This window comes from Fibrobacter sp. UWB15 (assembly GCF_900177705.1).
GTDB lineage: Bacteria > Fibrobacterota > Fibrobacteria > Fibrobacterales > Fibrobacteraceae > Fibrobacter.
Genome location: NZ_FXBA01000005.1, coordinates 66,685 through 81,219, shown reverse-complemented (window position 1 = coordinate 81,219; position 14,535 = coordinate 66,685). Strand labels below are relative to the sequence as shown.

At 53.7% G+C, this 14,535-nt stretch carries 12 protein-coding genes; 2 read left to right on the top strand and 10 right to left on the bottom strand.

All coding sequences use genetic code 11. The features are described 5' to 3' along the window. Positions 1–2: 2 nt before the first annotated feature. The 5 genes from B9Y58_RS08925 to rapA all read right to left on the bottom strand — a co-directional run bounded on the left by B9Y58_RS08925 (position 3) and on the right by rapA (position 8,109). Entirely contained in the window at positions 3–506 is a 504-nt protein-coding gene (locus B9Y58_RS08925) for an HD domain-containing protein (RefSeq protein ID WP_073055695.1), read from the bottom strand. 65 nt (positions 507–571) lie between these two features. Beyond that, positions 572–3,184, bottom strand: coding sequence for a DNA mismatch repair protein MutS (mutS, locus tag B9Y58_RS08920; RefSeq protein WP_073055696.1), 2,613 nt, complete (start codon positions 3,182–3,184; stop codon positions 572–574). Continuing rightward, a complete protein-coding gene (scpB, locus tag B9Y58_RS08915; protein WP_073055697.1) occupies positions 3,184–3,891 on the bottom strand; it encodes an SMC-Scp complex subunit ScpB in 708 nt (235 codons plus the stop codon). Before scpB ends, mutS begins: the two co-directional genes overlap by 1 nt. Before the next feature lie 77 nt (positions 3,892–3,968). Then, positions 3,969–5,108 carry a glutamate 5-kinase gene (gene proB, locus B9Y58_RS08910; RefSeq protein WP_073055698.1) on the bottom strand — a complete coding sequence of 380 codons (1,140 nt, stop codon included), beginning with the start codon at positions 5,106–5,108 and terminating at the stop codon, positions 3,969–3,971. A gap of 16 nt (positions 5,109–5,124) precedes the next feature. Further along, positions 5,125–8,109: an RNA polymerase-associated protein RapA gene (gene rapA, locus B9Y58_RS08905; protein ID WP_073055699.1), complete on the bottom strand. Its 2,985-nt coding sequence runs from the start codon at positions 8,107–8,109 to the stop codon at positions 5,125–5,127. A gap of 40 nt (positions 8,110–8,149) precedes the next feature. Here rapA and B9Y58_RS08900 point away from each other — a divergent pair, with 40 nt between their 5' ends. After that, a complete protein-coding gene (locus B9Y58_RS08900) occupies positions 8,150–8,893 on the top strand; it encodes an RDD family protein (protein WP_073055701.1) in 744 nt (247 codons plus the stop codon). 143 nt (positions 8,894–9,036) lie between these two features. Then, complete coding sequence (murA, locus tag B9Y58_RS08895) at positions 9,037–10,314, top strand: UDP-N-acetylglucosamine 1-carboxyvinyltransferase (RefSeq protein ID WP_073055703.1); 1,278 nt, start codon at positions 9,037–9,039, stop codon at positions 10,312–10,314. Between the two features lie 93 nt (positions 10,315–10,407). Here the strand turns inward: murA and B9Y58_RS08890 are convergent, their stop codons facing one another. From B9Y58_RS08890 to B9Y58_RS08870, 5 genes are all read right to left on the bottom strand, one after another. Continuing rightward, positions 10,408–11,352, bottom strand: coding sequence for a tetratricopeptide repeat protein (locus B9Y58_RS08890; RefSeq protein WP_073055705.1), 945 nt, complete (start codon positions 11,350–11,352; stop codon positions 10,408–10,410). 78 nt (positions 11,353–11,430) lie between these two features. Beyond that, entirely contained in the window at positions 11,431–12,018 is a 588-nt protein-coding gene (locus B9Y58_RS08885; RefSeq protein WP_073055707.1) for an OmpA family protein, read from the bottom strand. After that, a complete protein-coding gene (locus tag B9Y58_RS08880) occupies positions 12,015–13,304 on the bottom strand; it encodes a translocation protein TolB (RefSeq protein ID WP_233247890.1) in 1,290 nt (429 codons plus the stop codon). Before B9Y58_RS08880 ends, B9Y58_RS08885 begins: the two co-directional genes overlap by 4 nt. A gap of 69 nt (positions 13,305–13,373) precedes the next feature. Then, positions 13,374–14,123, bottom strand: a complete 750-nt coding sequence (locus B9Y58_RS08875) for an energy transducer TonB (protein WP_233247889.1) — start codon at positions 14,121–14,123, stop codon at positions 13,374–13,376. Continuing rightward, complete coding sequence (locus B9Y58_RS08870; protein WP_072797081.1) at positions 14,124–14,534, bottom strand: ExbD/TolR family protein; 411 nt, start codon at positions 14,532–14,534, stop codon at positions 14,124–14,126. Position 14,535: the final 1 nt, after the last annotated feature.

Below are 14,535 nucleotides of genomic sequence, written 5' to 3'. Positions count from 1 at the left end.
TTCTATAGCGCGATGGTTTTAAGCCATTCACGCATTTCATAGACATCAACTTTCGCCCGCAACGACTTGTGGGCGATTCTTGCACCCGGCAACGTCGCCATCTTTTTCGGATTGAGCGACATGCCTACACGGCCGAGGTCTAGGCGGTCGGCATCGTAGCAGGTGTTGATGGTCGGATCATCGGTCTGATGTTCCTTGGTGTGATAAAAGCAGGCGTGATAAAGTTGGTCGAACTGTTCCTGCGTAATTTCGAGAAGGCCTTTTTCGAAGCATTCCTTGGCAAAGGCGGCTCCGCGTTCACCATGTTCGCCATCGTAGCCGTCATCTTCGCGCTTGCAGTCGTGAAAGAGAGCGAACAGTCGCACGACTGTCACGTCGGCACCTGTAATGGGCGCAAGGAGCAAACCGTTGAATTCCACCTGCCGCCAATGAGCAAGCCCATGAATCGTCGAATCCACAATTCGGTTACTATAGACAAACTCTTGTAAGGCAGCAAAATCTAGCATAGATCCTTCGACTTCACTTCGTTACGCTCAGGATGACACGTTGTGCATTGTGATGACACAACGTGTCATTTTCCATAATGCTCCTTCAGGTCCATCAGGCATTGGAGCGCCTGCATCGGTGTCATTTCTTCGGGTTTCAAGCGGCGGATTTCTTCTTTAAGGAGCTGCGTGGATTCGTCAGGGGGAGCGAACAGGTCGACCTGCGGCTTTTCCATGAGCTTCTTGTGGGTCGCGCCATCGCTCGGGTCAATCTTCTGCTTTTCGAGGCGCAAAAGAATCTTGCGGGCGCGGCGAAGCACGTTATTCGGGAGGCCCGCCATTTCGGCCACGTGAATGCCGTAGCTGGAGTCGCAAGCGCCTTCCAAAATCTTGTGCAAGAAAATCAGCTTGTCGCCCTTTTCCTGGACGCCCACCTGGAAATTGCCAGCGTGTTCAAGGCTTTCGACAAGGCCCGTGAGTTCGTGGTAGTGCGTTGCAAACAGCGTGATGGCGGCGCGGGCCGGTTCGTCGTGCAGCGTTTCTACAATCGCCCATGCAATCGAGAGGCCATCAAAGGTACTGGTTCCGCGACCGATTTCGTCGAGAAGCACCAGGCTGTGCGAAGTCGCATTGCGCAAGATGTTTGCGGTTTCGATCATTTCCACCATGAAGGTCGAAAGGCCGCGGCTCAGGCGGTCGCTGGCACCCACGCGGGTAAAGATGCGGTCCACCACGCCGATGCGGGCACTTTCGGCAGGCACAAAGCAGCCGATTTGCGCCATAAGTACAATGAGCCCTGTCTGGCGCAGGTAAGTCGATTTACCGGCCATGTTCGGGCCTGTAATGAGCATGAGGCGCGTGGCTTCAGGCGATAGATTCACATCGTTCGGGATAAAGTCGAGGTCGGAATTCACCGCGACAATCACCGGATGGAAACCGCCCTTGATTTCGATGCCCGAGCCTTCGAAGACTTCGGGGCAAACGTAATTGTACTTGCGTGCGGCGCGGGCAAAGCTGTAAAGCGTATCGACATGGGCAATCGCATTTGCGATTTCTTGCAGTTCGGCACGCCAGCTGTTCACGCGTTCGCGCAGTTCGCAGAAAATCTTGTATTCGAGCGCATGAATGTTGACTTCGGCATTACTGATGATGGATTCGCATTCCTTCATCTCGGGCGTAATGTAGCGTTCTCCATTCACCGTCGTCTGCTTGCGGATGTATTCGTCAGGAATCGGACTCGTGGCCTTCGCCATCTGCGCCTTGGTAATTTCGATGTAGTAACCGAAAACGCGGTTGTAACCGACCTTCAGGCTCGGGATGCCGAGGCGTTCACGCTCGCGGACTTCCAAGGAGGCAATCCATTCGCGGCGTTCCTTGATGTCTTCGTTCATCGCGTCGAGTTCTGCGTTTGCACCCGCGCGAATCATGCCGCCCTCGCGCACGGTCAGCGGCAAGTCATCATTAAATTGCGAGAGGAGTTCTTCGCCACGGCCTCGGGCGGCAATGAGGGCCGCTCGCATCGGTTCAAAAATCGGCGAATTCAAGCCTTCCAGAACATCAGCCACCTTGGATGCCTGCGAAAGCGAACGGCCCATGCCCGCCAAGTCGCGGGCATTCGCGCGGCCAGAACCCACACGGCCCATCAGGCGTTCCATATCGAGAATCGAAGTCAGCGATTCCTTCAGTTCGTCAAGAGCGACCGGATTATTGACAAGTTCTTCGACGGCTTCTTCGCGTTCCCTGATGCGGTCCACCGAAATCAACGGGTGACTCACCCATTCCTTCAAGTTGCGCCCGCCCATCGCGGTCACCGTAAAGTCGAGCACGTAGCAGAGCGTGCTGCTGATGTCGTCGGCATTCAGCGGACGCACCAGTTCCAAGTTACGCAACGTACTCGGATCAAGCGTCATGTAGTCGTCGAGATTCAGAATCTCGAGCGTCGTAAAATGCGAAAGTTCGGACTTCTTCTGATCCATCAGGTACTGAAGAAGCGCTCCCGTCACCTGCGTTTCGACCACTCGCCCATCCAAGCCAAGACCGTCCAAAGCCTCGACCTTAAAATGCGTAAACAGCACATCCTTCGCGGAATCTTCGCCGAACAGGAATGCCGGAAGCTCCGTCACCAAAATGTTTTCGGAGCGGATCAAGTCCATCACTCCGCTAGGAATCACAGTTCCTTCGGGCACTACGACTTCTTTCGGCATACGGCGGCAGAATTCACATTCGAACGCCTGCACCGAACTCTTGCAAGCGGCCAAGTAGCCGGTCGTCACGTCGGCAATCGCAAACGAGACCGAGTCCTTTTCGGGAATGAAGGCGCAAAGGTAATTCGCCTCTTTCGCATTCAGGTTCGATTCGTCCATCGCGGTGCCGGCACTGATGATTTCTACAATGTCGCGCTTGACGATTCCCTTGGCGAGTTTCGGGTCTTCCACCTGTTCGCAAATGGCGATGCGGTAACCCGCCGCCACCATCTTGGGCACGTAGCGGTCCGCGGCATGGTGCGGGAACCCGCACAGGGGCGTTGCTCCCGAGGCACCGTTATTGCGGCTCGTGAGCGTAAGTCCTAAAATTTTGGAGGCAACTACAGCATCGTCTTCGAAAAGTTCGAAGAAGTCGCCCATTCTAAAAAACAAGATGCAGCCGGGATTCTGTTTCTTGATCTCGTAATACTGCTGCATTAACGGGGTCACAGCCATTAGGCATCTCCCATCGACAATTCAACCTGGTCCGGATTTTCTTCGGGTTGCTTGGGTTCTTCGGGGCTCACCGATTCGGGTTTCGCGTACTGCGGCACCAAAGCACCCGCTTCCAGAAGTTCACTGAATTCGCGGAGTCGCGGCAGGTCTTCAGGAATGCGGTTGATGCCAAAATACTTCATGAATTCCTGCGTCGTCACGTAGGTATAGGGGTTACCCACCGTATCGGCACGGCTACCCAGCGCAATAAAGCCCTTGTCAAGCAAGTTACGAATCGGGCCATCGACCGACGACACGCCACGCACCTGTTCAATGGCAGCCTTGGTAATCGGCTGCTGGTAAGCGATGACCGCCAAAGTTTCAAGCGCCGCCTGGCTAAGCCTACGGGCGTTTGCTTCGGGGAACAGTTTGCGCACCCACGGGTAATACTTCGCACGCGTGCGGAAACGGTAACCGCCCGCCTGTTCCACGATTTCGAACGGGGAATTAATCTTGTTCAGCGAATCGTTCGCCGCAATCAAAGCATCGGACACCAAGCGCGCATCCAGAAAATCACCCAGAATTTCACGCAGCTTCTTGAGCGTCACAATGTCAGGAGACGCAAACACCAGCGCCTGGATAATGCGGGCCAAATCCTCTTGGCTCTCGACTTTCGGGAGTTCCGCCGATTCTTCGGCCAAATCGTCCAAATTCTGATTTTCTTCCATACGCTTACCAAGATACAAATTTTCAGTTCAAGATCTACCAATAGATCCCGGCTCGGGGGCCGGGATGACATTCTAAGCTAGAACACAACCAAGTCATTCTTGTGAATCAGTTCGTCGGCGACATCCTTGCCCAAGAGTTCGTGAACCTGGGCCGTCTTCTTGTGAAGCACAAGTTTCAAGGTTTCGCTGTCGAACTTCGCGACACCGCGTGCCACCGGCTCGCCGGTCTCGCTCAAGACTTCAATCAGGTCGCCCTTGTCAAAGTGCTTCTTGACGGCGCATACGCCCACGGGGAGCAGGCTAGAATGCTTTTCGCGCAAAGCCTTCACGCCGCCTTCGTCCACCACCACGGCCCCGCGCGGAGTCGTTACGAAGCTGAGCCAACGCTGACGGCTATTGAGCTTTTTCTTGGAGCCCACAAAGAGCGTGCCTTCGGCATTTTCAAAAATCACCTGGTGCGGCAATACCTTCATGCCGCTCGCGAGGAACGCGTTGCAACCACTCTTGGTCACGTTACGGATCGCTTCGAGCTTGCTGCGCATACCGCCGGTACTCACGGCAGAACCCGTTTCACCGGGCTTACCCGCAAGGGCCAAAACGGCAGGCGTAATTTCCGGCACAAAGCGGAGCAAACGGGCATTCGGATTTTTCTTCGGATTATCATCGAAGAGTCCGTCTTCGTCCGTGAAAATCAAAAGCAAGTCGGCATCAAGGAACAGCGCCACATCGCTCGAAAGCTTATCGTTATCGCCCACCTTGATTTCGGCAACAGCCAGCGAGTCGTTTTCATTGATAATCGGAACAATCTTACGAGCAAGCATCGCCTTGATGGTGTTCTGCAAATTCTTGTAGCGGTTGCGGTCGCGGAAGTCTTCGGCAGACAAAAGAATCTGGCCCACCGAAAGCTGCATCCAACGGAACATTTCGCGGTAGGCGTACATGAGGTCAATCTGGCCCACAGCAGCGCAGGCCTGCTTTTCGGCAAGCACCGTCGGCTTTTCCTTGTAGCCCAGCTGGCTCATGCCTGTTCCCACGGCACCGCTTGTGACAATCACAACTTCCTTGCCCGCTTCCATGAGGCGAGCAACGGAATCTGCAAGTTTCTGGATATAACGGGTGCGAACGCCGCCCTTTTCGGAGTCGACCAAAATACGGGACCCGATCTTTACGACAATACGGCGGGATTCATCGAGAATATTCTTTCTTAATTCACTCATATGTAGTAGACAGTGGTTAACGGCAAACAAGCAATCTAATCGCGTCTAGGCGAATCTGCGGGTTTGAAATAATCTTTTTCCATTCCTGCGCGTTCTTGCGGAGCTGTTGCAGCTGGGCGTTGTTGCCCGCCTTGCCACGCATGCTCAGCAAATGGTTCATGCGCTGGTATTCCTGTTCGGCGCGGGCTTCGACAGCTTCTGCTGCCACCTCGGCAATTTCCTTTGCCTTGGCAGACACAATGCGGCGAGCAATGGCGAGGCCTTCTTTGCCAAAGTACTTGAGCGTCATGTTCACGGCAGCGTTCCCCTGCGGAACAGGCACATCCTTGAAGTTTGCGTTCTTTAGTTCCGGCACCTTTTCGGTCAAGTCTTCACCCGTCGGGTTCACGAGCACGCTAATGTAGCGCGGGCCCGCAAGGTCAGATACGCCCCATTCTTCGGAGACCGAGAAGTCCACCGCAAAGTTGTACTGCATCACAAGGCCGCGCATTCCGGAATTCTGCCAGATGTTGCATGCCACGGCACCATTGTCGAGCGAGGTTTCAAAGTCAATCACGCCCTGCGAAAGCGGGTGTTCCAAGCTCACGAAGTCCACTTCGTCGTGCACCATGGCCACGTTGCGGTCAAAGGTCACAGTCAAGCTAGACGTATCGCAGAAGCGAGCATCTTCATCGCCACCGCCCGAACTTTCTTCGAAGTTTCCGACAGCCTGCGTCACGCGGCCACCGCCACCGGCGCCCGCCATGCCAACGCTTTCCGGCATACCAGGAATCGAGCCCGATTCCACCTGCGTACCCATGCTAATGATGTAGCAGCCCTTGATCTTACTCTTTTCGATTTCAAGACCGCGGTCCATCAGCGACGAGAACACCAGCGTTTCCAAATCCTTGTCGGCGTCAATCTTCAAGATGGCATCGGTGATTTCTTTAGCCTTCGCCGGGTTGCGGGAGTTGAATTCCAGCAAGCGGTCGCGGCCCTTTTCAATATTCTTGCGCATGGTGTCGCAGTCCTTTTTGACCTGCGGAATCACCGTGTCCACAAAGTTCTGGAGCAATGCCTGCGGTTCGGCCAAAGCGGCAATCAGTTCGTCGGTGTACTTGAGGAAGAGTTCGCCACCGCTCATCATCGGAGTGCCGAAGGCGTTCAAGCCGTTGTGGTACCAGCGGAACATGACTTCCTGACCGGAGCCCTTCACATACGGCACGTGAATAATGATGTTTTCGGTCTGACCGATACGATCCAAGCGGCCAATACGCTGTTCCACCAAGGCCGCATCGAGCGGCAAGTCGAATAGAATCAGGTGATGGGCAAACTGGAAGTTGCGGCCTTCGGAACCGATTTCAGATGCAATCAACAAGTTCGCGCCGTTTTCTTTACTGAAGTTTGCAGCGGCCTTGTCGCGGGCCATAATCGTCATGTTCTCATGGAACATCGAGAAGGCACCCTCGCCCATGTATTCGTTCAAGAGCGTTTCAAGAGCCTGCACCACCTGAATCGATTCGCAAATCAGGAGCACCTTATCATTAGCGTGTTCCTTCAAGAATCCCTTGAGCCACACGTAGCGTTCGTCGAGCGCCCAGGCGTCGGAATAGCTCGTGCACAAGAGGCCATTTTCCTGAATGTCGGTGGACATGTCCAAATCGTTTTCGGCAGCCACGTTCACCATGTCGCGGTAATTCTTGTTCGGCTCCAGCGGAATTTCGTCGAGCACGCGCTTCGGGAATCCGCCCACGCCCTTACGGGTATTGCGGAACACCACCGAACCTGTACCCACGGCATCTACAATGCGGCGGATCCATTCGTCGGCCGGCATGCTCTTTGCGCTTTCCTGTTCAAGCCACGGGCGGATAATCGACTTCTTCGGCACGCATTCGTTCAAGTCGTCCCAGCTCATGGTCTGGCCGGGGTCCGTCGGCAACTTCGAAAGTTCGTTCACCAGCTTGCGGTAAGCGTCCTGGTCCTTGATAAAGCTGTTGTAGTCCGCAAAGCGCACGGGGTCGAGCATCTTCAAGCGGTTGAACTGCGATTCCGGATGGAACTGCAGCGGCGTACCCGTCAAAAGCAGCACACCCTTCGAGCGCTGAATCACGGCGTTAGCAAGCAAGTATTCGTGGCTCGTGAATCCGTCTTCGCAAACCAGGTGGTGCGCTTCGTCAATAATCACCATGTCCCAAGTTGTCTTGAGCAAGTCTTCGATCAACGCGGGCTGCTTGATCAAGAAGTCGATGGAGCAAATAATATCGTTTGCAATCGTGAACGGATTCGGGCGGTCATCGTCGTCGTTCACGAACAGGCCCTTGATGTAGCCTTCATCCACCAGCGTGAACAAGTGGTTAAAGCGGCGCTTCATTTCCACAAGCCACTGGTGCTTGAGCGTTTCGGGCACAATAATCAACGTACGGGTCAGGCGACCGCGGGCCTTGAGTGCATGCCAAATCATGCCGGCTTCAATCGTCTTGCCGAGGCCAACTTCGTCGGACAGCATCAAGCGCGGGAGCGTAGAACTGTCGCAGGCGCGGCTGCACAAGTAATACTGGTGCGGAATCATCGAAGTTCGCGGTCCAATCATGCCACGCACCGGCGACGAAATCCACTTGCAAGAAAGTTCCATGGCCGATTCGCGGCGACCGAACTGCACGCTGTTCGACACGCGGTTTTCCATGAGGGCCTTGAACAAGTCCGCAGGACGCGCAATCGAAATCTTGCCGCTCAGTTCAGATTCCTTCATCTGTCTGCCGGCACGACCCGTATACACTAACAAGCCGTCCACCTCTTTCACCGATTCCACGGTAAAAGACATACCCTTTTCGCTCTTGGCGGTATCGCCCACCGAAAGTTCAAAGCGGTCCACAGGGGCACCCATGGAACGGTAGCAACGGACATCACTTACAGCGGGGAAAGAAATCTTAACAATACGGTCTTGCACCTCGGTGACTATACCAAGCCCGAGAGTAGGTTCCGATTGACTTACATAGCGTTGGCCAATCTTGAAATTCATCATACCTCCAAAATGTAGCTTTTTTTCTAAATTATGGCTCATCATGATTTGGTACTACATAGATGAAACCGTAACAGACGGTGAACGACGCAAGGGTCCCTTTAATATCGACGAAATCAGGGACTTTGTAAAAGACGGCACAATAAAAGACGAAACTTTAGTGTGGCATTCGGGCATGGAAGCCTGGGTCGCCTGGAAAGACACCGAAGAATCCAAGGAAGTTCCGCTCTCCGAAGAAGAACAGATCAAGGCCGCCCTCGAAGCAATCATCGCTGAACACAACAAGGGTAAGCATTACGCCGGATTCTTTGTCCGTGCCATCGCCTACTTCATCGATAACGTTATTTTGTCCGCAACAGGCGTCTTGATCCTGATGATCATGAGCGCCGTTCAGGCGATTGACCTGAACGCCCTCGCCGACGCCATGAACGCCTACATCAGCAACCCCACCTCCGAAGAGGCTTTGAACAAGGTGATTGACGTTCCCGGCACGCACCTGTTCCTGATTATGTGGGGTGTGGCACAGGCCATTTACTTTATCGCGTTTACAGCCATCAAGTCGGCCACCCCTGGCAAAATGCTCGTGAAAATTCATGTCGAAGTCGCCCACGGTGAACCCATGAGCTGGGTAAGTGCCGCACTCCGCTTTATCGCAAGCCTGATTACGCAATGCACGCTCATGTTCTACGGCATCGGCTACCTGATTGTCTTTATTGACCCCAAGCGCCGTGCCCTCCACGATCACATCGCCCGCACCAGGGTTGTACATGACAAGCTCAAGAAGTAATGTGAGATGTGAAATGTGGGATTAGACATTTCACATTACACATCACACATTATATATCGTTCCTTGAGATTGCAAATTTCAGAATTACTATATTTTTCTCGGAAAACAATTACGAGATCCGAATTCATAATTCTGAATTTATTATGTACCAGTTTATTGTACCTCAGGTTAAAAAGCCGCTCGACGGCGAAGTTGAAATTTCCGGCGCCAAGAACGCAGTCCTTGCCGTAATGGCAGCAGCCCTCTTGGCCGACGGCGTCTCCGAAATCACGAACGTCCCGCACCTCAAAGACATGAAGACCATGTCCGATGTGTTGCGCGTGATTGGTTGCCACATCGGTGGCGAAGCCCACACCTTAAGAATCGACACCCGTGGTGCCGACCATCTGGAAGCCCCTTACGAACTCGTGAAGACCATGCGCGCAAGCTTCTATGTGCTCGGTCCTCTGGTAGCACGCTTTGGCCGCTGCCGCGTGTCTCTCCCGGGCGGTTGCGCATGGGGTCCGCGCCCTGTGGACTTGCACCTGAAAGGCCTCGAAGCCTTGGGCGCCAAGATTACCGTGACTCACGGCTATGTGGAAGCCACCTGCGATGGGCGCCTACCGGGCGGTACATTCCATTTCCCGATTTCGAGCGTGGGCGCCACGGTGAACGTACTCATGGCCGCCACACTTGCCAAGGGCACGAGCGTGTTGCAGAACGCCGCCCTGGAACCTGAAATCGATAACCTCGTCGATTACCTCATCGGCATGGGCGCCAAGATTCAAGGTCGCGGCACGCGCACCCTTACGGTGCAGGGCGTAGAAGCTCTACGCCCGGGTAATGGCGTCACCATTCCCGACCGTATCGAAGCAGGCACCTACCTTTGTGGTGCCGCCATTACGCGTGGCCGCGTGAAAGTCACCAAGATTATTCCCGAACACATCGCCTCGACGCTCGATGCCTTCCGCGACATGAACTGCAAGGTAAGTGTCGGCCCCGACTGGGCCGAAGTTGACGCCCGTGGCGTAGAACTCAAGCCGATTACAATTCAGACGCTCCCCTTCCCGGGCTACCCCACCGACATGCAGGCGCCCCTCATGGCAACGCTCCTCTCGGTTCCGGGCAACAGCGTGATTCAAGACACCGTCTATAACGACCGCTTCAAGCATGTGGCCGAAATGGAACGCCTGGGTGCAAACATTACACTCAGCGGCAACACCGCCACCATCAAGGGCGGGCTCCCGCTCGAAGGCGCCGACGTCATGGGCTCCGACCTGCGCGCATCTGCCGCACTCGTCCTCGCCGCGTTAATCGCAGAAGGCGAAACCAAGATCAGCCGCATCTACCACCTGGACCGCGGTTACGAAGACTTCGAAGCTAAAATGGCTAAGCTCGGTGCCGAAGTCAAGCGCGTCATCATTGACGCCGACGAACCGTAGACAGTAGGAAGTAGACAGTAGACTGTAGGCTGTTAAAAGAAAAACTCCGGCGAGGCAATCGTCGGAGTTTTCGTTTTGAAAGTTTTTGAACTATTACAGAGCGGCTTCCGTAGATTCGGTCGTTGCGCTTGCAGTCGGTTCAGAAGCATTATCGGTCGTCGACTTGCGGGAGGTCGGCTTGACCGGTTCGCGAACCACAGGCACGCATCTTTCCACAGGTTCACCGGCAGATTTCTTGTCTTCTTTTTCCAAGATTTCCTGCAACATTTCGGCAGCCTGTTCGAATTCGGCAGACTTTTCGCAAGACTTGGTAGAAAGAATCTTCTGCAAGTACTGCTTCTGCATGTTGATGTCGCATTCTTCGCCATAAAGGCCCGAAAGCTTGAACAATGCGGGGCAGGTCTTCTGGCCGTCGGGGAAGGCTTCCGACATGCGAGCAAAGACCTTTTTCGCCTTGTCAACCTGGGCAACATCAATCAGGCAGAGAGCCATCCAGTAAAGCGAATTCTCGGCGAGTTCGCCTTCTTTCATTTGCTCATAAACCTGCTTGAAACCGCTGTAGGCCAGCTTGAATTCACCGCGATGGTAATCGGAGCGGGCCGTATTGAACATCGCTTCGGCTTCCACGAGCTTTTCGGCTTCGCGTTCCAGGCTATCCATGGACACGGGCGCTGCAGGCGCACCGCTCACGACCACCTTCTTCGCCAAGATCTTGTCGGACTTGCCGAGCAACATATCCAAGCGGTAGATAATTTCTTCTTGCCTGGAATCGTTACGTTCGGACTCGTCTGCAACGCGGCGAGAAAGCATAGTGATTTCGGCCTGCATGCGTTTTTGAGCAAGCTCAGCCGCATCAAGTTCTGCACGCAGAGAATCGTTTTGAGCCTGAAGCCGTACAGCGACAGAATCAAGGTTGGCCTGAACTTCAGCGCCGACAGCCTTCATTTCCTGCGTACGGAGAACCGTCATCTGGCTACAACCCGTCAGGGCTGCGACCATAAGCAAGGGAAATACGATGTTCAATTTTTTGTTTTTCATATAACAAGTTCTTTTTAATTACCCGCAAAATTCCTCGCCTGCAGTAACAGGCAAGACGAGGACGAAATTTAAAGAATCTTATTCCTTGATGTTCACGCGGAAGTTGGCGCGACGGTTCTGGGAGTAGGCTTCTTCGGTTGCACCTTCAACCTTCGGAGCTTCCTTACCGTAGCTGACCGATTCCATGCGCTTGGCGTCAATGCCGTAAGCAACGAGGAATTCCTTCACCTTCATGGCACGCTTTGCACCGAGAGTGAAGTTGTAGTCTTCGGTACCGCGAGCATCGGTGTGGCCTTCAATCGTAATCGTGAAGCGTTCTTCCTTAATCAGGAGTTCGCCCACCTGAGCCAGGAGTTCCTTAGCCTTTTCGGTGAGTTCAGAACGGTCAAAGTCAAAGTAAACGTCTTCGCTCATGATCTGGTTGATGAGTGCTTCCAAGCGGGCACGTTCAGCTTCCAAGCGGGCGCGTTCAGCAGCCAGGCGTTCGGCTTCGAGGCGAGCCTGTTCAGCTGCCAGGGAATCTGCATTAGGTTCTGCAGCCGGAGCAACCGCGGCCGGAGCCGGTTCTGCATCCGGTTCAGTCTGGGGCTGCTGCTTCTTGGCGCAAGCAACGAGGCAGAGGGCTGCGGCAGATGCCACTACAGCGAGTTTAACGAAGTTCTTCATTTTTTACCTTCCTTTTTTGGTTGTTTAAAATCGTCATAGAAGAACGACCAAGTGGGCGAAGTATTTTCACCGGAATTGGTGATTCGCGTAACGTTGGAACCGTCCTTTCTCATAATGTAAATCTGGTACGAACCACTACGGTTGCTCGCAAAGGCAATCAGTTTGCCATCGGGCGACCAAGTGGGGTGTTCGTTGTTACCGGCGTTACTCGTAAGCTGCACAATGTCAGAACCGTCGAGAGCGCAGGTGTAAATGTTCATGTGGCCGGCATCCATCGAGGTGTAGGCAATGCGGTCTCCTTCGGGCGACCAGGCGGCGCGTTCGTTATAGCGCCCCATAAAGGTCACACGGCGCAAATCGGAACCATCCTTGCTCATCGCAAAAATCTGCGGGCCACCGCCACGGTCACTCGTAAAGAGCACTTCCGAGGCATACGGGCTCCAGGCCGGACTCGTCTGGTTCGACTTGAGGTAAGCGAATTTCTTGGCCTTGCCCGTTTCGGGGTTACCGATGTACAAATCCGTCTTGCCGTCCACCGTGCTCGAGAACAAGAGCTCGCCAGTCTTCGGGTTCACAGCCGGGCTATAAGTCTGTTCCAACTGCGGGAACACCGACTTTTCCACGCCACCAAAAGTCTTGGAATAAAGCTTCGGACGGTGCGTCTTGAAATTCACATAATAAAGACCGGCATTGCCCTTCATCCAAACAGGCATCATGCTAATGGTCGTATCGCGGGTAATCTGGCTGCGATGGAATCCGTCATAGTCGGACACCACCACCTGCTTGACGCCGTCCATCTTGGACACATAGGCAAGCTTGGTCGAGGCCACGCCGCGTTCGCCCCACAGGCGGTAAATCACCTGGTCAAAGAACTGGTGCAAGGCACGGCGCATATCCTTCTGTTCTACCGTATAAGATTCACCAAGCAGAACATCCTTGGTCTGAGATGCGTACAAGAAACATTCCACCTTCAGCATCTTGCCGACAGGCGTTACCTTGCCCGTAATGTAATGCTTGGCATGGGCCTTACTGAATTTCGGCAAGTCAAACTTGTCCGAAGAAATCACGTCGAAGCGGCCAGAAAGGTTTGCATCGCGAGTCACAATCAAATGCGGCTTTTCTTCGATCCAGTCAATGGACTTCTTTTCTGCAAAGGGAACAACGCCAATGGGCATCGTCTTGAAGACTGAAATACCCACGTCTACGGCAATCGTATCGATGGTCGCGTGCGATGTCACCGGCAGCAAGGCCAATGCAAAGGCAGCGACGCTTACAAGAAATCTCATTTTTTCCATTCTAATCCACTTGTTTGTTCAATATAATACAATTTTTCGCTACCCCAGACCACAATCACCTTAATTCGGTGTGAAATTAAAGTGAAGCACCAACGAGGGGGCTCTAAAATTGGGCGGAAGTTCCGGAACCTTCGAAATCTGCACCGCACGCACAGACAAATGGTCCCAGGTTTTGTTACCAGAACTGCGCTTGAGGGTAATCGCCGTAATGCCACCAAAGCGGTCCACCGTAAACTGCACCGTCGTCTTTACATCGCGACGCACGTTCAAGTTCGAGGGCGGATTGAAATTGCTCATAATAATTTGTTTTAAACGTTCCAGATAAACTTGCATCAGCGGGTCCATGTCTACAGACCCGACCGGGTTCAGGCTCGGGGCCTCCACCGATGTCGGCAGATCCAGGTCGTCTACATCAAAATCATCCTGCGGTTCCGGTTCAGGTTCCGGCTGCGGTTCTTCCACCGGTTCAGGTTCGGGCGGTTTTTCCTCTACCTTGGGTTCGGGCGGCAGCTGCGGGTCAACCTTCGGTTTAGGTTCCGGCTTGGGTTTCGGTTCCAACGGCTTGGGTTCAGGCGGTTTGGGCTCCACCGGCTTAGGGCGCGGCGGCTGCGGACGCGGCTGTACAGCCTGCTGTACCTGCACCATTTCGAACACGGGAATCGGTTCAGGTTCGTGCTTGAAATTCACAAAATGGAACGCAATACAAATGCCCGCAATGAGCAAATGGAAAACCACCGCACATACGATGATTTTCACCATCATTCCGTCATCGTCAGACGAAAAATACTGGATGTTTCTCTCTGCGCTCACCTATTTCTTCCCTGGTCTTTCCTTGGGATTCATCGTCAAGAAACCGAGTTTGGTTACTCCGAGCTTTTGTACCTGAGTCACCACCTTCATCACCAGGCCGTAGTTCACAGACTCGTCGGCATTGATGACCACCGCCATCTCGCCATTCCAGAGCGACTTGAACACATTGTTGAAACTCGCGAAATCCACCATCATATCGGCGATATAGAGTTCCTCGTTCTTAGTGATCGAGACCTTCAAAAGCTTTTCTTGTTCCATGGTCGGTGCTTCTGCCTTAGGCAAGTCCACCTTGACACCCTGGCTCATGAGTGGTGCAGAAATGATGAACACAATCAGAATCGCGAACACGATATCGATCATGTTCGTGAGGTTCATCTCCTGCTTAAGTTCTTTTCCGCGACTGCGCTTCACT